This window comes from Pseudoalteromonas sp. bablab_jr011 (genome assembly GCF_016464045.1).
GTDB lineage: Bacteria > Pseudomonadota > Gammaproteobacteria > Enterobacterales > Alteromonadaceae > Pseudoalteromonas > Pseudoalteromonas lipolytica.
In genome coordinates this window covers 1-17,189 of the sequence record NZ_JACDWU010000129.1, presented here as the reverse complement: position 1 = coordinate 17,189, position 17,189 = coordinate 1, and the positions used below count along the sequence as shown (strand labels likewise).

Here is a 17,189-nt window from a genome sequence, read left to right as displayed (position 1 = left end):
ATATTACCGCGGTTAACGAGGGCTTGATTATAGTGAGACCAGTTTGTGATTTTGCTCATTGTTGTTGCACGGGCTAGTAGGATATAGATGATCTGATCACAGGCTGGCAAGATAGTTCAAACTTTTAGGAAACAACGCCAATAGGCGGAAAAACTACGGCATTGAATGGTGTTGCCTCATTATTTTTTGTGTCAGGAAATAGTGATGACAGTAGTTTACTAGGTGTATTGCAGCCAAGTGCCGATAGCAGTGGCCGTTTTTATCCATTTAGCTCATTTATTTATAGCGGACTTGAGACCTACAAGCGTCATCCTGCATTTTTGTTTTTGTTTGCAAGTCATGTCATTGAGCACTTATTAGGCGTGAATGATCGTATAGTTCAGGCGAACTCTATTGATGCAATGGCTGAACAAGCTAATTCGTATAGCAAAGTAGCCGATGCACTGAAACATCAACCTAACTTGAATTTAGAACTGGATAAATTACGCAGTATCCCAATGAGTGTTGTGTGGCAGCATTTGGGAATTAATGATATTCACCGAAGAGCAATATTAATTGAAGAGCTCTCTGCGGTGTTAAAGTCGATTGCTAATCGTGGGTGTTTGCGCACGCAATTTGGTATTCGCCTTCCTATGCCTTCATTTACACATGAAAGCGCGTTAGTTGCAGGTTTTTGGTTGCATTTAATTGCCTCTATGGTTGCGGATCATAATTGGCAACCCTGGTTTTTTTATCAATTAGGTAGCCAAAATAACCCGCCAAGTCTAACGGTATTTTGTCGTCCTGTACCTGCGTCGTATTTTGGCTCAGTGTGGCTTGCGGAAGATAAATCAAACGATATCGTTGATCTGGTTAATTTGTCACAGGATCAAGTGCCGAGCGAGTACAGTCTTAATTTTGCAGATATGGACAATATGAGTGTTTATGATGCTTTAAGAAGGTGGTGCAAAGCATGAGCCTTATAATTCCTCATACTCACAACAGCTGGCAAGAGTGGCTTGATGACCTAAGCAGTCCGTTATCTGGATTAGCGTGTGGTGAAGATCTTAAATATGAAGAAACGTTTAAAACATTAAAAGCCTCATCATCAGGTGTTGGTGAAGTTGACTTTAAAGTCATGTTTATTCAAGCCACTGACTTATTGCGAAACCAAAGTAAAGACTTACGTATTGTGAGCTACTTATGCTTAGCGGCAACCAGTGAGTTTGGTGTTATTGGTTTAACCTATTCTTTAAAGCTTTTAAATCAATTGTTAGCTCGCTTTACAGAGCAGGTTCATCCACTCAAAGCGCGTATGCGCAGTGCTGTTAATACGTGGTTTTTACAACAACAAGAGCGACTAAAAGGCATTTCTCAAGGGCAGAATTCAAGCCCAGAGCAGTGGGCTGAATTAGAAAACGTACTTGCAGAGTATAATCATGTATCAGTACCAATGCTCGACGCGGAATCAGGGCCTCTATCAACCCTTAATGAATGGGTTTTAGAGCAAATAAAGCGAAATCCAGTCGTTAAGCCAGTGCCTGAACAGGAGCCTAGCGACCTAAAACCAGTCACTCAAACTGCTACTGCAGAGCCTATTTCACAAGGCAGTCAGACTAAAGCGATGAGTGCCGTCCCTAAAGTTACAGAAATTGCTAGTGACACGACTTATTTAGCTGCGATACGAGAGCTTCTTAACTTTGATAAAGAGCACAATAATTTTGAGCGTGTTTTAAAGCTTTCTCGTGCTGCACGCTGGTCTGGTTTAGCTATTCCTGCTAATGACAATGGTAAAACACGTTTACCCGCTCCCCGTGCAGCGGCATTTGCACCAATCGAAAATGCGCTTGCTGCTGAGCAAGCTGAACACGCATTGTTACTTGCTGAAGGTCTATTTATGGAAGGGGCAATGCAATTTAATTTGAATTTGCAAATGCTAACAATCGCGGCACTAAAACAACTCAATAAAGTGAAGTTAGTTCAATGGTTAGAGCAGCAGCTTGTTGGGTTAGTTAATCACTTTCCGTTATTAACAAATTTACAGTACGACGATGGTTCGGGGTTATGCAGCCCTGCCAATAAAGAAGCGTTACGGGAAATTGCTAATGCGCAGGCTACTCAAAATGATTCTCAGCAATCGCAAGTTAATTTGTTCGATGAGCAATATAAAGCCTTATGCGAAGAAGTTGCAAAAGGGCAGCTCAGTAATGCGCTTAGCCTCGCAGCACAACTAGCTACGCCAACCGGATTTGATCAAGCACAATGTCAGTTACTTAAGGCAAAGTTGCTTATTAAGGCTGAGCACTACGAACATGCTTTAGCCATTTTAACCGAATTACTCGAGCAAATTGAAACCTATCAATTAGCGAAGTGGCAACAACCGTTTTGCATGGAAGTATGGCGTTTTGCCAAGCAATGTTATGCCAACTTGTCCCAGACAGAGAGTGATGACATGAGTTTAGCTGCTAAGCAAATTAGTCAGCGAATGATGGTTACGAACCCTGCGCAAGCAATTGCTTGGGTTTAACCACGCCGAATTGGAATTGAGTCGTTAGACAAACAAACTGCAAAGGAAGAAACATGACAGATACATTTCAAAAAGAGATACCACGAGCGCGGATCAATATCTCGCTAGAGCTTGATACAGATGGGGCATCACAAAAGAGTGAATTACCTCTAAAAATGCTGGTTATTGGTGACTATTCAAATGGCCAAAATAGCCAAGAACTAGCTGAGCGTGAACGCGTGACCATCAATAAAAATAACATTGAACAAGTGTTAAAAGATATTGCCCCTAAAGCCAATTTTCAGGTCAATAATAAAATAAAAGGCGATGGAGAAATCAACGTTAATTTGCAGTTTGATTCATTTAAGTCATTTGATCCTGAGCAAGTTGCAGCGCAAGTCCCTGAGCTAAATAAGATGATGGCAATGCGTAATTTATTGCGTGATTTAAAGTCAAATCTTCTTGATAACTCATCGCTTAGAAAAGAGTTGGAACGTGTTTTACAGAACCAACCTGAGCTTGATGAATTAAAAGCGAAGCTAGATGAAATAGCGCCGCTTGCATCAGAAGACGAAAAACAACCTGTGACTGAATAAGGACGTTGCCATGTCAATGCAAGAACAATTAAATGTAGCGGCTCACACTGTTGAGCAAGCACCGGTATCAACCTATGAGAATTTATGCAGTATGGTTGATATTGCTCCCGTAGGTAGCGAAATTAAGCTAGATACTTTTCGTGATGCAAGCAACTTAGCCGAGACTCGCGCTAACGAGCGACTCACAGCAGCAATTAACGTATTTTTAGATATGGCTGGCACGAGTGGTGAATCAGTTACTCGAATCGATAAGCTATTATTAGATGACTATATCGCAAAAGTAGATACGATCATTTCACAGCAACTGGATCAGATATTACATCATCCAGATTTTCAAAAAGTTGAATCAGCGTGGCGATCATTACGTTACTTAATTAACCGTACGCCTAATAACGCGAACATCAAAATTGAAATGCTAGATGTTGATAAAGAAACACTGCGCGATGACTTTGAAGAAGCGCCTGATACTACACAATCAGCACTTTATAAGCACGTTTATACCTCCGATTATGACACCCCAGGCGGTGAACCAGTTTCGACAATGGTGTCTAATTTTGAGTTTGATTGTTCTGCACCTGACGTATCGTTACTACAAGAAATTTCACGGGTATCAGCTGCCGCACATTGTCCGTTTATGGGCAGTGTAGGACCTAAGTTCTTCTTGAAAGATTCACTTGATGAAGTATCTAAAATTCAAGATATTGGCTCATACATGGAGCGTGCAGAGTTCTTACGTTGGAAGAACTTTAGAGAGTCAGAAGATTCACGTTACATTGGTTTAGCATTCCCACGTTTCTTATTGCGTTTACCGTACGGTGAAACAAATCCAATTCGTAATTTTAACTACCAAGAAGATGTAAACAGTCAGCACCATGAGCGTTATTTATGGGGTAATGCAACGTTTGCATTTGCGGCAAACATTATTCGCAGTTTTCATGATAATGGTTGGGCGGTCAATATTCGTGGTCCGCAGTCTGGTGGTAAAGTAGAGAATTTACCTCTGCATTCATTTGAAGCAGGAAAAGGATCGGAAACTAAAATACCTACCGAAGTCCTTATTTCAGAAACGAAAGAGCTTGAATTTGCTAACCAAGGCTTTATTCCACTTAGTTATTATAAAAATTCTGATTTTGCCTGTTTCTTTTCTGCAAATAGTGCACAAAAACCGCAAGTGCTAGAAACACATGAAGCCACTGCAAATGCACGTATTAACTCGCGTTTACCATATATTTTCTTGGTGTCTCGTATTGCTCATTATTTAAAAGTGCTACAGCGAGAAAATATTGGTTCTAGCAAACCTCGCCATGAGCTAGAGCAACAACTCAATGATTGGTTAGGCGCGTTGGTTACTAAGATGAATAACCCTGACGAATCATTAATAGCTACCCACCCATTAAAAGATGCAAAAGTAACAGTGTCTGAAATTCCGGGTAACCCTGGCTATTACCGTGTAAGCACCTACATTGTCCCACACTTTCAAGTTGAAGGGATTGATGTTCGTTTAGCGCTTGTAGGTCAGATGCCTGGGGAAAAATGAACTGCCAAGCCGCCGATGAAACGGATTTAAGCAGGCTGTATACAAAGACGTCAATTTGGTGAGTAGCTGGTTGGTGTAACAGAATTGCCCCAAGTTGGTTGCACCCAACTTGGGACATGTTCCCCAGTGGCATGAAGCATCGGGCTTTTTGGGGGGCATAAACAAGGTTGTTTATGCCTATGCCATCTAATAGGAAACAATTCATTCTAAAAGGAGAATAATGAAATGGCAATTCCAGCGTATATGTGGTTAAAGGATGACCAAGGTAATGACATCAAAGGTTCTGTAACTGTTGCAGAGCGTGAAGGTTCAATTGAGATCCTACACTTTGATCATGAACTTCGCATTCCTACAGATAACGATACAGGCGAACTTACAGGTACGCGTAAGCACGAACCTTTTGTTATTACAAAAGCGGTTGATGCAGCAACACCGTACTTGTACAAAGCGTGTTCAAACGGTCAAACATTAAAGCAACTTGAGCTTAAATGGTACCGTATTGATGACACAGGGACCGAGCGTGAATATTTCTGCCACAAGTTGGAAGATGTAAAAATCACCTCAATTTTACCAACAATGCATAACGTAAAAGACTTAGACAAGGAGCGTTATCCGCACCTTGAAACAGTTAGCCTACGTTATAAGCGCATTACGTGGACTTACCTTGATGGCAACATTGAGTTCTCTGACTCTTGGACTGAAGGTCGATAAGTCGAGAAACCTAAAGGATATGCGAGAGCATATCCTTTTATTAGAGGTAAGTTTATGGCGTTATTCGATTTTTTAACTCAACCTGTCACACGAACGGGTAGTCAAGGTTTTCAAACTGATGAGCAACATAGTGTTTGTAAACATTTGAATGAACTTCTTAATGCACGTCGTGGTGTTTTAAAACACTTAGCAGATTACGGGCTCCCCGATGTCGAGGATATCTATGAAGGCTTACCCTATTCTCAGCACACTCTGGCGTTTGAAGTTAAAAAATTGATTGAGAAATACGAACCCCGCGTTCGCTATGCCAATGTTATTCCGATGGAAATTCGTGAAGAAAATTGCGTAATTAGGCTTGATATTCAAGCGTTTCTAACATCAGGTCAGTGCATAAAACTCAATACACGATTTGAGTCAGGTGGTAAAGCCGATGTAGTAGAGCATGCCAAGCAATTTGATTGATTTAGCGTAAAAGGATAAAAAAATGCAACAATATTTTGATGCTCAAATGCGTTTATTAACTCAAGCAGGCAAACAATTTGCGCAGCATTACCCGGAGCATGCGGGCATGCTGAATATTGATGCACTCAAAGATCGTGATCCTCATATTGAGCGGTTACTTGAAGGTGTTGCGTATTTAACTGCGCATACTCAAAAGCGCTTAGATGAGTCAGTACCAGAAGTATCAGAGCAAGTGTTGCGTCAACTCTGTCCAATTTTGTTAAGCTACTACCCTTCTAGCACAGTTGTGAAGTTTAACCCTAAGTTAGCAATGCAAAAATCGCATCTAATAGAAAAAGGGCTTACTTTGAGTGCTGAAAAGTCTGTAGTCGATAATAAAAATATCACTTTTACTACCACCCACGATTTACAGCTAAGCCCACTTGATGTGGAACATGTGCGCTATCAAGAATCGCATTTAGGTTCAGAGCTTCGTGTTGGCTTACGTTTTGTGTGTCAAGGGGAGCGGAAAAATTACGACTTATCAAATCTACAGTTTTATTTACGAGGTGACACGCCTTTATGCAGCTCGTTGTTTAAGTTATTAAAAACAGCAGAGCAATTTACAGAGATAGATTTTGGGCCATCACATTTTGAGCACAACAAAAAGTTAAAAGTGAAGGGATGTAGTGCAAGCTACTTAGATATTGATGGCGCTTTGTTACCACATGCCGAACAAAGTCATCCGGGTTATGCGTTACTACTTGATTATTTTAATGCCAAAGATCGTTTTTACTTTATGCGTTTTAATGGCTTAAAAGATTTTACTTTACCCGAGCATATCGACCGATTTGAGTTAGTGTTTAGAGGCAGTAGTAAACTTCCACCGGGACATCAACTCAGCCGTGATAATATTTTACTTAACTGTGTGCCAGCGATTAATTTGTTTGCACAACCAGCTGAGCCTATTCGTATTGAGTCTAACCGTACAGATTATATGATCACTGCTGATCAAAATCGCACCGATCATATATTTAGCTATACCATTAATGAGGTAAAAGGGCGCAACTCGTTAAGTGGTAAGTCATATGATTACACGCCGCGATATCAAAGCGTTTTTGAAGACGAAAAAAAGCTTTTTACTGTTTTAACAAAAGATGTTGGTGCCGCTGCACCTTGCCATTATCTACAGTTACCTTTTAACTTAGAAGAAGAAAAAGAAACCTTATCAGTTGATTTAACAGTGTTTAATGCTGGTTGGCCAAGGCAACTATTACAAGAGGGCGATCTGAATATTGGTGGCCCTAGCATGCCCAGTATTGCCAATGTTGAAAATGTTATTCGGCCAACAAACTATTTACCTTGCCCTGACCAACCAAAGCATTGGCAATTGATCAGCTTATTAAATGTAAAGTTTTCGCAAATAACACAAGTTACTGAATTAAAACGTTTACTTGTACTATTTGACTGGTCAAAAAAAGCAGAAAATCGTTTACGTATTGATAGTATACAAAAAATTACTGCCACCCCCATAAGCCAAATTAAACGCGGTATTTTCATTAAAGGTGTTGATGTACTGATTGACATTGATGAGAGTAAATTTGTTTGTGATGCTGACCTATACCATTTTTGCAATATGTTGCATCAGTTCTTTTTGATGTACGCGCCAATCAATGAAAGCGTGCAAACTCGCGTTAATGCGATTCCAAGTTATAAAACTCATTGCTGGGAAATTGAACCAGGAAAGAGCTACCAGTTATGAATATGTACGAATCAACTAAGCACCCAGTATGGGCAAAGCTGCCAGTACCTATTGAAAAGCTTATTGCAACTCCTTGGCAGTTTAACCTGTTTAAGGCGATGAGCCTTATAGAAAAGCACTGGGCAACGCCCTTAGAGCTTGAAAAAGGCATCAGTGAGCGAGTGCTGTTTAAGCCTTACAAAGAGCTAGGCTTTCCTGCCACAGATGTTCGAAGCTGTGAGCTAGATAATCAAGGGCGCGGCCGTTTAAGTTTATCGACTTCATTTTTAGGCTTGTATGGCGTAGATGCACCTATGCCACATTATTTACTAGAACAGGCCGCAAGCGATGAGCAAAGCGGCGGGCGAGTTAGGCAATTTTTAGACATGTTTAACCATGTACTTTATTGCCAACTATTCCAAGCATGGAAAAAGTCACATATTAATGTTGAGGGTCGTGGAGCTGAGCAATTTGACCACTTAATAGAGGCTATTTTATCAAGCAAAACTGAGCAAAAGGTACAGTGCGGTATCGCGAGCTTAAAGCAAACTAGTGCTGCGGGCTTAGCGCAATTACTTCGTCACTCGTTAGACGTTGAGCAACTGTGTGTTGATGATACGCGCGCGAATTGGCAACAAATAGATTCACCAAGTTCATTTGGTAAAGATCAACAAATGGTGTTAGGCGAGTCAGCTGTACTGGGTGAGCGAGTGCTGGTGAGTGGCAGTGTACTGACCATAGTTATTGGTCCTGTCGATTCTGAAACAGCGATAGCGCTTAACCCTCAACACTCGCAAGGTAAAAAAATGGCAGCCATGCTAAGCACGCACTTACCGAGTAATGTGCAATGGATTTGCCAAATAAAAGTAGCCAATAAAGCCGTGAAAGAACAGGCCATAGGACAAAGCGTTTTATTGCTGGGTCATAACTCTTATTTGGGGAGTGCTGAGGAAAACATCAGCGTTCACAGCTACACACATCAACAATATCAACATTAAAAGTAATCAGGATTTAAGGAAAACAACATGGATGCAAAAGGCATAAAACAACTTATCGACAAACTAAATGGCCATACTGCAACAGCACTTGAGTCTGCAGCTGGGTTTGCGAGTAGTCGTAGTCATTATGAAGTGTTACCTGAACACTTATTAATTAAGTTGATGGAAGAGGGAGGGAATGGTGATCTAGAGCATATTTTTCACTTTTTTAATATTAATCAAGACGCGGTTTGGCATGAGCTTCTCGACTTTTTAAATCGTCAACCTGCGGGTAATCAAAGTAAACCTGTTTTTTCGCGTAGGCTTTATGAGTGGTTAGAGCGTGCATGGCTAAGTGCTAATGTTCAGCACAAAAGTGACTGGATAACAGGTGCAGCACTAATCGATGCATTAACCGAATTATTGCCTTATAGCCCCGTACTGCAATTGCCTGCGTTACTAGAAAAAATTGATGCGCGCTTTATAGCTGAAAATCTCGACAAGTTGTGCCAGAGCTCCAGTGAACGCCTAAACCCACAGGCAAAACATGCAACGCAACAAGCGTCTGCAAATCAGCAAAACTCTCAAGGTGGCGCACTTGATGAGTACTGTGAAGACCTAACTGAAAAAGCGAAGCTAGGTAAAATTGATCCTGTTCGAGGGCGTAATGACGAAATTCGTATGATGGTTGATGTACTTTGCCGTCGTCGTAAAAATAATCCAATTTTAGTTGGTGAGCCAGGAGTAGGTAAAACAGCAGTTGTAGAAGGGTTTGCACAGCGTATTGTCGACTCTCAAGTCCCTGATGACCTTAAAGGTGTACGTTTACTTGTGCTTGATATGGGTTTATTGCAAGCAGGTGCCGGTGTCAAAGGCGAATTTGAGCGTCGTTTAAAAACAGTGATTGATGAAGTTAAAAATTCAACTACACCTATTATCATGTTTATTGACGAAGCTCACACCCTGATTGGTGCGGGTGGCGATGCTGGCATGAGTGATGCGGCCAATTTGTTAAAACCAGCACTGGCACGTGGCGAGTTGCGTACCGTGGCCGCGACGACGTGGAGCGAATATAAAAAGTATTTTGAGCGTGATGCCGCACTTGAGCGTCGTTTTCAACTTATTAAAGTTGATGAGCCAACAGAGCAAGCTGCGCAGCTCATGCTAGCGGGTTTGAAAGATAAGTATCAGCAACACCATAATATTCAAATTACTGATGATGCAATTGAAGCCGCTGTAGTGTTGTCGTCGCGCTATATAACAGGCCGTCAATTACCCGATAAGGCGATTGATGTGCTTGATACTGCAGCAGCAAGAGTAAGAATGTCATTTGCAACCGACCCAGCTGCCATAGAATCCGAGCGCGAACACATTAATTACCTTGAAACACGTATTAAAAGTATTGCCGCAGAGAGTGAGCAAGGTTTGGCGATTGATATGGATAAATTGCTGTATTTACAGCAAGAGCTTAATGCAGCGCAAACAAACTTAGCAGCACTAACCAGCGCACGTGAATCACAAATTTCAACACTTAAACAAATTAATGAGTTCAAGCAGACCAATACATTAAATGAGGTAGACAGCAGCGTTTTACTTAACTTACGCCAAACGCTAAAAGAGCAGAATAGCCAAGATAACGGCCTATACAGCGAAGTTGACGCTGATGCTGTCGCGCAAATAATTTCGCAATGGACTGGCGTGCCCGTAGGGGCCATGGTGAAAGATCAAATCACGAATTTAATAACCCTCGAGAATACGATAAGCCAAGAAGTAATTGGTCAGCAATCTGGGATTGCAAAAATAGCGCAAACGTTACGTGTCAGTAAGGCGGGGATCAGTAACGAATATGGACCACTTGGTGTATTTTTATTGGCTGGGCCGTCTGGGGTGGGTAAAACTGAAACGGCGCGTTGTTTAGCTAAACAATTGTTTGGCGGAGAAAAGTTTTTAACCACTATTAATATGAGTGAGTACCAAGAAGCACATACTGTATCGCAGCTTAAAGGGTCGCCGCCGGGTTACGTTGGTTATGGTGAAGGTGGGGTATTAACAGAAGCAGTAAGACAGCGCCCATACTCTGTGATTTTGCTTGATGAAGTAGAAAAAGCTCACAAAGATGTGCTGAACATGTTTTATCAAGTGTTTGAGCGTGGCAGTATGCGTGATGGTGAAGGCCGTGAAATCGACTTTAAAAATACCGTAATCATCATGACTTCAAACTTAGGCTCAGCCGAACTGATTGATGCATGCACCCCACCAAATGTAATTGATTTAACTGAGCCGACTGACGATGAAAATGCTGATACCGAAAATCAAGCACAAATTAACGCAGCCTTGAATAGCGAACAAGCGCCGTTAAATGAAGACGGCAGTCCTTGGCAAGTACCCTCGATTACAGCGCTGACAGAGTTAATTAAGCCACAGTTACTTCAGTTTTTTGCACCTGCGTTACTAGCGCGTATGCAAGTGATCCCTTATTTAGCACTTGATAAAGAAGCACTGCAATCAATTGTCAGCTTAAAGCTAGATGGTATCGCAAAACGTTTAGCGAATAATCACAAAATGCAACTTCGTGTTGATGAAACAGTGCTCAATAAACTGACAGAACAATGCCGATTATCGGATAGTGGTGCGCGTATGGTGAATGCTGTCATCGAGCAGCAAATTCTGCCGGGTATTGCGAAGTCAATTTTAGAGTTTATGGCAGAAGAAGACATGCCAGATATTCTCACGTTGGCCGTTGATGAGAATGATGAAATTACCGCAACCTTCGCGGACCAAGCATAAAGGATTTGAACAATGGGATTCATGGATAGCCTAAATGAACTAAAAGCCAATACCAGTCATTTTAGTGTCAGCGTGCAAGGGTTGCCCGATGGAATGGTGTCGGTAACAGATTTTGAATCAATTAATGACAGCTTGTGTGAAGACTATGCTTTTTATATTCAAGTTTTAAGTCAAGAGCACTTAAGCGCAGAAATGCTGTTAGGCAAAGATGCCAACCTAAATTTAGTATGGTCTATGACTGACCGTACTATTTCTGGGCTAATAAGTGCTTTTACAGCGCACGGACAAAGTCATCAAGGGTATCATTACACGCTTACCTTGAGTTCTTACTTAACCGTGTTAAAACACCAACACTCTAACCGCGTATTCACCATGATGGACCCCGCAGCCATTGTAAAAAGTGTATTCACTAAAGCGGGTTTTCCAATGCAAAAGTTTAGTATTCAGGCATCGGGCCCTAGCCTAGAAATGACGGTTCAATATAACGAAACAGATTATGAGTTTGTCACTCGATTGATGCGAAAATACGGCTTTGTATATGGTTTTGTTGAGCAAACAGGGGGCGATTGCACCTTTAAAGTATGTAACAGCAGTAAAGATTTTTCTGGACTGTGTGATGACATTAGCCTTAGTTATGTGCCGCCCTCAGGGCAAGTTCGCAATAGCGAAAGTATTTTTGCTATTAGTCGCAAGGCGCAGTTACAGCCACAGAGCGTCTCCCTCAATGATTACAATTATAAAGCACAAGGAAACCTAAACGTTTCTACAGCAAATAATACCAGTTACCCAGGCTTTGGAGATGACAGTCATTACGCAGATAACTTTCCGACAGTCGATATTGGTAACTCGCTGGCTAAAGTGCGTCAGCAAGCATTTGATTGTCAGCGAGAGCAGCTAATAATTGATACCGATTGCCGTGCTTTAAGGCCGGGTATGTTGCTTACTGTGTATGACCACCCTGAGTATAAGGGACTGTATTTAATTACCCGAGTTGATCACAAGGGCAGTCAGTCAGCCGCTGTAGAATATGGCTCACAGGTCAAAGGGTTAACCTATAAAAATCAAGCTTATTTATTACCTGTATCAGTCGATTTTAGAGCTGAATTGTCAGCAGCAAGGCGCGTATTTGCAACTTTTAATGCCACAATTGAACAAGAAGTTGATGATGATGGCAATTATTTGGTGCGTTTACCCTTTAATCAAGATGGTGAGGGCCAAGAAAGCCGTCCAACTCGGTTATTACAGCAATATGGTGGCAGTGGTCATGGTATGCATTTCCCGTTGACAGAGGGCACCGAAGTACTTGTAACCGGTGAAAATGGTGATCTAGATAGACCTATTATTTTAGGTGCACTGTATAACCAAAGCGCACCTAATCCTGTTACTAGCCAAAACCCAACTGAGAATAAGCTTGTCACTAGAGCAGGACATAGCTTGATTATGGATGATAAAAGTGGCGAAGAAAAAATCAGTCTTGCTAATAAAGACAATAAAAACCAGTTGTTATTAGATGCAACCGATAATGCCCATCATGCAACACTTAAATCGGTAGATGGTGACGTTAAAATTTCTGCCAAAGAAAACCTTCAGTTTGTTGCTGAGAATGATGCCATTTTTACTGCCGCCAGCAACTTTACAAATCGTGTAGAGAATACCTTACAAATTCAAACTCGCGAGGGCGACATTAATGTGACAGCGGCGGCCGATTTAACATTAAAATCAGATGCTGATACACGTATTGAAGCCACCGATGGCAGTAGTGAGCTTAAAGCTTCGAAAGAACTTAATCTACAAAGTGAGCAAGATTTTAGTGTTTACTCGGTAGACGGCAATATAGAGTTTCAAGCTCCAAATGGTGATTTAACACTTAATAGTGGCGCAAACATCACAATTAAAGGTGAAGGACAAGGCTCAATTCAGCTAAGCCAAGGCGGCGCAAGTGTTGAGATTGATGCTGCGGGGAATTTGACGATTGATGCGACCAATATCACTTTATCAGCTCGAAATATAGCCATTAAAGGCAATGCAATTAGTAATAACTAATTTCAAGGATTGAAAATGACAGCCACAGTAAAACAGTTATTTGATCAGCAACAAAGCCTTGCAGAAGTGAGTGAAGTGTCACCGCAAGGTAAGGTATTAAGTGTGATGATCAATCACATTCGCTATAACGTCATATTACAAGCTGCACATGTGTCTTGCTGCAAAGTCGGCAGCCAAGTTGTAGTACTGCACAGCGAGCAAGGTGTCATTGTAACCGCACTTTTAGCTGCGCCAGAACAATCACCAGCAGCACACATAACTAACAACGCAGGCCATATAATAATTGCTGCTGAGCAGAGTGTTAGTTTGCAAACAGCAAAAGGCAGCATCGAGGTGTTTGCCGACGGCACCATTGTGCTTGAAGGTCAAGACATAACGGCAAATAGCCAGCAAGACCTAACCTTGGCAGGTTGGCCTATTAGGCTTAATTAATATGTTTGCAGCGGTTTCTAAATTAAAACAACATCAGCAGCGCGTTGCGACCTTAATGGCGCACAGAGAAAAGCTATTTGCATCTGGGGCGTTCAGTGTTGCGCGGCAAGATGTACTAGAAAATCAAGTGCTTAATCACCTTTACGTGCTTGGTGCACTTAAGGCTGAGTCGCCGTGTGATTACTTTAAAGGAAAAAGTTTTAACGATCTTGCTGAACTTAGCTGTGATGATTTTTGTGAGCTTGCTTTAGCAAGCGATAAACAGGCTATTTTTGCCTTATGTGCGACACGCTTAATTGCAAAGCCAGAACACGATAACCGTGATTATTTTCTTAAGCTAAAAAAGCAACATGCGTTGTCTTACTTTGCATTGTTGTCGCAGCAGTTAAGCTTTTGGGATATTCCCGAACAAAAAGCGTTAAGAGCAACAATATTAGAGGGGAAAGAGTCCTTACCAGAGCAACTTAAAACGATGTTGTTTTCGCAATCACTTAACGACACAGAACTGAATAGCGCATTAGATCACAATGATTTTACTCTAGTTTATGCAGCTTTGGTTAACTGTTATTGCCAGCGCGACAACAGCTTAAGTGATAAGTTATTTAAAGTGTTTTCGAGCACCAATGAGCCCGCACAAAAAGCTCAATTATTAAAATTAGCTGGTCTTGTAAACGACAATCGCTGGCATGAACCCTGTGCATTATTTTGTAAAGCACACCCTGAGTATTGCCAAGCTGTTTTGAGTCATTATGTTTATAAACCAGCGCTTGTTATGGTGATTGAGCTAATGGCTGTAGCGCAAACTCAAGAAGCTGCATATCAAGCGTGGTTAATCTTAACTGATAGACCCTTGCAAAAGGCAGAGCCGTTAACGCTTGTTAATGCTCAAAATCAACATAATGTGCAAGCGGGTATAAATTTGCACGATGCAGAGCATACTAGACAAGCACTTGCCTTAAGCAAAGGGGAGTGTGTTTTAAAAGGGATTAGTTTTACGAATGAGAATGCTGCACACCAATTAGCCCCACTTGCCGGTAAGATTGTACAGAGAGTGCTCGCGCCTAAGTTTGAGTTAACACTGGCCTGTGGCCTTTATCACACCCAACAAACAGCTAAGCAATGGCTAACTTTATTAACAGGAGCCCAGCATGCTGCATAACTTTACACCTTGGCAAGTAAGTCTGTTTGAAGGTTGGCAAGCTGATGGTTCGCCCTCGCATATTGTGCTGGTAAAACAAAGCTTTGAATTTGATGAAAAAGGCAATACCAGCTTAATGGATCCGTGTGTTGAAATTGTGATGGCCGACGAATATAAAGGCGATCCAACAAGCGAGCCGCTGGTGGCAGTGAACGAACAAGTCGCTTTTAAGCAAGGTTTTGAGGTGTATGGTAACTTTACCGCTTATCCGCCAAAGGGAAAAACAGCTCGGGTTATCGAAGTTGAGCTTTGCTTAGCGGAAAACGAGAAAACCTTAATTAAAAAGCGTTTACGCGTAACGGGTGAACGCACGTGGCGGCGATCATTATTAGGCCCTGTTGCCACCGACCCAGCCCCAATTTTACCAACTGCTCTATGTTATAGCCGTGCTTATGGCGGCAAAGCGATTCATGTTCCAAGTGACTACTCACTTGAAAACCCGCTGGGTGTGGGGTTTAAACTTAAAAATAAACACGCAGTAGGGCAGCTATTACCAGCGATTGAATATGCAAATGAAGTTTTAAGAAAGCCAAGCCATCAAGCATCCACTGCTGGTTTTTCTGCTATCCCAAGTCATTGGTCTCCCCGTGTTGAGTTAATACCAGAAATTGACGAACAAGCATTAATGGCAGGCAAATACCCGTTTAAAACCTCATTAGCCAGCAACGTTTACAACACAGCCCCCGTTGATCAGCAAACAAAACATGCGTTTACAAAAGGCTGGGCGTTTTCGTTAACCGGATTATACCCGTTACAAGAATATGGCCAGCAACAAACGGTAGAGTTACCTGTGCTCAAGCCAATAGTACAAGTGGTTAATACGTTAACTAGGCAAGATATCGACATGCGCTGCGATACGTTAGTGATTGACTCAGATGCACAGTGTTTTTCACTTCTGTGGCGCGGGCATATAAACAGTGAAAATGTGGCAAGCAACAGCAATATATTGGTCGCTGAACAAGGAGATGAAAATGCAGTTTGATTGCCTTTATCATGTGAATGCATCAGGCAGCTTAGCTGAAAGCTTTTATACAGCAGTGGCTAATCAAATGTTGTTTTCAAAGCCAAGTAAAGCACTGATACGTTGTGATATTAGCTTAGATGCGCCTTATGTGTTTGTTGAATTAGCAGAACTTGCCCAACTAGATAGACAAACACGTTGCATGTTAATTTTATCTCATATTATTGAAAATATTGACTTTAAAAGTGTGTGTCGTTCATTTAGGGTCAATAAAGTTTTGTTTATATTACCGCACGGCAACGACAGCCAACCGGTTATTGATAATGACACATTAAGTGAATTATTGACTGACGCAATACCAGCGCAAACGCCCGCTTTTGAGCAAGTGAGCGACTGGCAGCTTGAATCAACAGAACCAGATACGTTAGTAATAGCCATTGATTCATGTATCAGTTTTGAATACGTTGCAGAGCAAGCCAAGCAACACACCGTACAGGTTTTGAATGGCCCCGCCGGCGTGATTAATGGCGAAGGTGGCTATGCATTGTTGGTACACAGACAAGGTCGTTTAAAAGCCACGACCTTTGATGAGCCAATGCCTACTCAGCTCAAAAGTGCAAACATACAGGTGAGTGACCCTTTTATTTTTGCAGGCATGCAGTCGTATGAATGGCAAAAGCAGTGGTTTAGCTATACCCAAAAGCACTATAAAAATGATGACGAACTAATAGAGTTTGCAGAACTAAACACCGTGACTGGTTACCAAGGTGTGGCAAATCAATCAGCTGGATTTACATTAGCCGGAAGCTATTTGCAGAACCCGCTTATGACTGATTGTGACCATGTATTTGTGGTATTCAATCAGCCAAACGAACAGTTATTTAAGATTTCAAGGAGTGAAAGCGAATGTCATATATAAATGCCATGGCTGGCAAAGAATCAGGTAGCGTACAATACGACATAGATGCACTCACTGCTGACGTACGAAGCGGTGGCAGTGTAACATGGCGCCATAACAACCCCACATTACTTGGTCTAATCAATAGTGCACGAAGCAACGGTGCACTAGGAAAGGCCAATGGCGTGGCTATCTTTGCAGACAGAACTGCCGGCGAATCAGCTTTTTTAGATGAAATTGTCAGACCCAAGTATCGAGAACATACACTTGGTGAAATGGTTAATGCCTTTATTCCCACTTACATTATTCCGCCACCAAAATGGGATAACCAAAAAAACGAGCCAATTCTGCCGTGGAACGAACCGCAAACGAATATGGACGT

The 17,189-nt window shown here is 41.7% G+C and carries 14 protein-coding genes and 1 pseudogene; all 15 read left to right on the top strand.

The window, feature by feature from the left end; translation table 11 throughout:
* Positions 1-161 precede the first annotated feature (161 nt).
* Positions 162-956: a TagF domain-containing protein gene (locus tag JIG41_RS05460; protein ID WP_249406615.1), complete on the top strand. Its 795-nt coding sequence runs from the start codon at positions 162-164 to the stop codon at positions 954-956.
* Positions 953-2,506, top strand: coding sequence for a TssA family type VI secretion system protein (locus JIG41_RS05455; protein ID WP_199524387.1), 1,554 nt, complete (start codon positions 953-955; stop codon positions 2,504-2,506). The genes JIG41_RS05460 and JIG41_RS05455 overlap by 4 nt, the downstream gene beginning before the upstream one ends.
* 53 nt (positions 2,507-2,559) lie before the next feature.
* Positions 2,560-3,081, top strand: coding sequence for a type VI secretion system contractile sheath small subunit (gene tssB, locus JIG41_RS05450; protein WP_199524386.1), 522 nt, complete (start codon positions 2,560-2,562; stop codon positions 3,079-3,081).
* A gap of 10 nt (positions 3,082-3,091) precedes the next feature.
* Positions 3,092-4,618 carry a type VI secretion system contractile sheath large subunit gene (gene tssC, locus JIG41_RS05445; RefSeq protein WP_199524385.1) on the top strand — a complete coding sequence of 509 codons (1,527 nt, stop codon included), beginning with the start codon at positions 3,092-3,094 and terminating at the stop codon, positions 4,616-4,618.
* A gap of 225 nt (positions 4,619-4,843) precedes the next feature.
* Entirely contained in the window at positions 4,844-5,329 is a 486-nt protein-coding gene (locus JIG41_RS05440) for an Hcp family type VI secretion system effector (protein WP_054554067.1), read from the top strand.
* Between the two features lie 54 nt (positions 5,330-5,383).
* Positions 5,384-5,791: a type VI secretion system baseplate subunit TssE gene (tssE, locus tag JIG41_RS05435; protein ID WP_199524384.1), complete on the top strand. Its 408-nt coding sequence runs from the start codon at positions 5,384-5,386 to the stop codon at positions 5,789-5,791.
* A gap of 22 nt (positions 5,792-5,813) precedes the next feature.
* Positions 5,814-7,532, top strand: a complete 1,719-nt coding sequence (tssF, locus tag JIG41_RS05430) for a type VI secretion system baseplate subunit TssF (RefSeq protein WP_199524383.1) — start codon at positions 5,814-5,816, stop codon at positions 7,530-7,532.
* The gene (gene tssG / locus JIG41_RS05425) at positions 7,529-8,509 is read left to right on the top strand and encodes a type VI secretion system baseplate subunit TssG (RefSeq protein ID WP_199524382.1); all 981 of its coding nucleotides are present in this window, start codon (positions 7,529-7,531) and stop codon (positions 8,507-8,509) included. Before tssF ends, tssG begins: the two co-directional genes overlap by 4 nt.
* A 27-nt stretch (positions 8,510-8,536) precedes the next feature.
* Positions 8,537-11,275 carry a type VI secretion system ATPase TssH gene (tssH, locus tag JIG41_RS05420; protein ID WP_199524381.1) on the top strand — a complete coding sequence of 913 codons (2,739 nt, stop codon included), beginning with the start codon at positions 8,537-8,539 and terminating at the stop codon, positions 11,273-11,275.
* Between the two features lie 21 nt (positions 11,276-11,296).
* Positions 11,297-13,318, top strand: a complete 2,022-nt coding sequence (locus JIG41_RS05415) for a type VI secretion system tip protein TssI/VgrG (protein ID WP_199524388.1) — start codon at positions 11,297-11,299, stop codon at positions 13,316-13,318.
* A gap of 15 nt (positions 13,319-13,333) precedes the next feature.
* Positions 13,334-13,750: a hypothetical protein gene (locus JIG41_RS05410; RefSeq protein WP_199524380.1), complete on the top strand. Its 417-nt coding sequence runs from the start codon at positions 13,334-13,336 to the stop codon at positions 13,748-13,750.
* Between the two features lies 1 nt (position 13,751).
* Positions 13,752-14,909, top strand: coding sequence for a hypothetical protein (locus JIG41_RS05405; RefSeq protein WP_199524379.1), 1,158 nt, complete (start codon positions 13,752-13,754; stop codon positions 14,907-14,909).
* A complete protein-coding gene (locus tag JIG41_RS05400) occupies positions 14,899-15,930 on the top strand; it encodes a DUF2169 domain-containing protein (protein ID WP_199524378.1) in 1,032 nt (343 codons plus the stop codon). Before JIG41_RS05405 ends, JIG41_RS05400 begins: the two co-directional genes overlap by 11 nt.
* Positions 15,920-16,828, top strand: coding sequence for a hypothetical protein (locus tag JIG41_RS05395; RefSeq protein WP_199524377.1), 909 nt, complete (start codon positions 15,920-15,922; stop codon positions 16,826-16,828). The genes JIG41_RS05400 and JIG41_RS05395 overlap by 11 nt, the downstream gene beginning before the upstream one ends.
* Positions 16,816-17,189 (top strand): annotated as a pseudogene (locus JIG41_RS05390) (hypothetical protein); the annotation flags it as partial. The gene JIG41_RS05395 and the pseudogene JIG41_RS05390, both read left to right, overlap by 13 nt.

Bases quoted from the DNA above. Each gene is read 5' to 3' on its own strand.
- JIG41_RS05405 (WP_199524379.1), top strand. From the start codon at position 13,752: ATGTTTGCAGCGGTTTCTAAATTAAAACAACATCAGCAGCGCGTTGCG.
- JIG41_RS05455 (WP_199524387.1), top strand. From the start codon at position 953: ATGAGCCTTATAATTCCTCATACTCACAACAGCTGGCAAGAGTGGCTT.
- tssF (WP_199524383.1), top strand. From the start codon at position 5,814: ATGCAACAATATTTTGATGCTCAAATGCGTTTATTAACTCAAGCAGGC.
- JIG41_RS05415 (WP_199524388.1), top strand. From the start codon at position 11,297: ATGGATAGCCTAAATGAACTAAAAGCCAATACCAGTCATTTTAGTGTC.
- JIG41_RS05395 (WP_199524377.1), top strand. From the start codon at position 15,920: ATGCAGTTTGATTGCCTTTATCATGTGAATGCATCAGGCAGCTTAGCT.
- tssB (WP_199524386.1), top strand. From the start codon at position 2,560: ATGACAGATACATTTCAAAAAGAGATACCACGAGCGCGGATCAATATC.
- tssE (WP_199524384.1), top strand. From the start codon at position 5,384: ATGGCGTTATTCGATTTTTTAACTCAACCTGTCACACGAACGGGTAGT.
- JIG41_RS05400 (WP_199524378.1), top strand. From the start codon at position 14,899: ATGCTGCATAACTTTACACCTTGGCAAGTAAGTCTGTTTGAAGGTTGG.
- tssH (WP_199524381.1), top strand. From the start codon at position 8,537: ATGGATGCAAAAGGCATAAAACAACTTATCGACAAACTAAATGGCCAT.
- JIG41_RS05440 (WP_054554067.1), top strand. From the start codon at position 4,844: ATGGCAATTCCAGCGTATATGTGGTTAAAGGATGACCAAGGTAATGAC.
- tssC (WP_199524385.1), top strand. From the start codon at position 3,092: ATGTCAATGCAAGAACAATTAAATGTAGCGGCTCACACTGTTGAGCAA.
- JIG41_RS05410 (WP_199524380.1), top strand. From the start codon at position 13,334: ATGACAGCCACAGTAAAACAGTTATTTGATCAGCAACAAAGCCTTGCA.
- tssG (WP_199524382.1), top strand. From the start codon at position 7,529: ATGAATATGTACGAATCAACTAAGCACCCAGTATGGGCAAAGCTGCCA.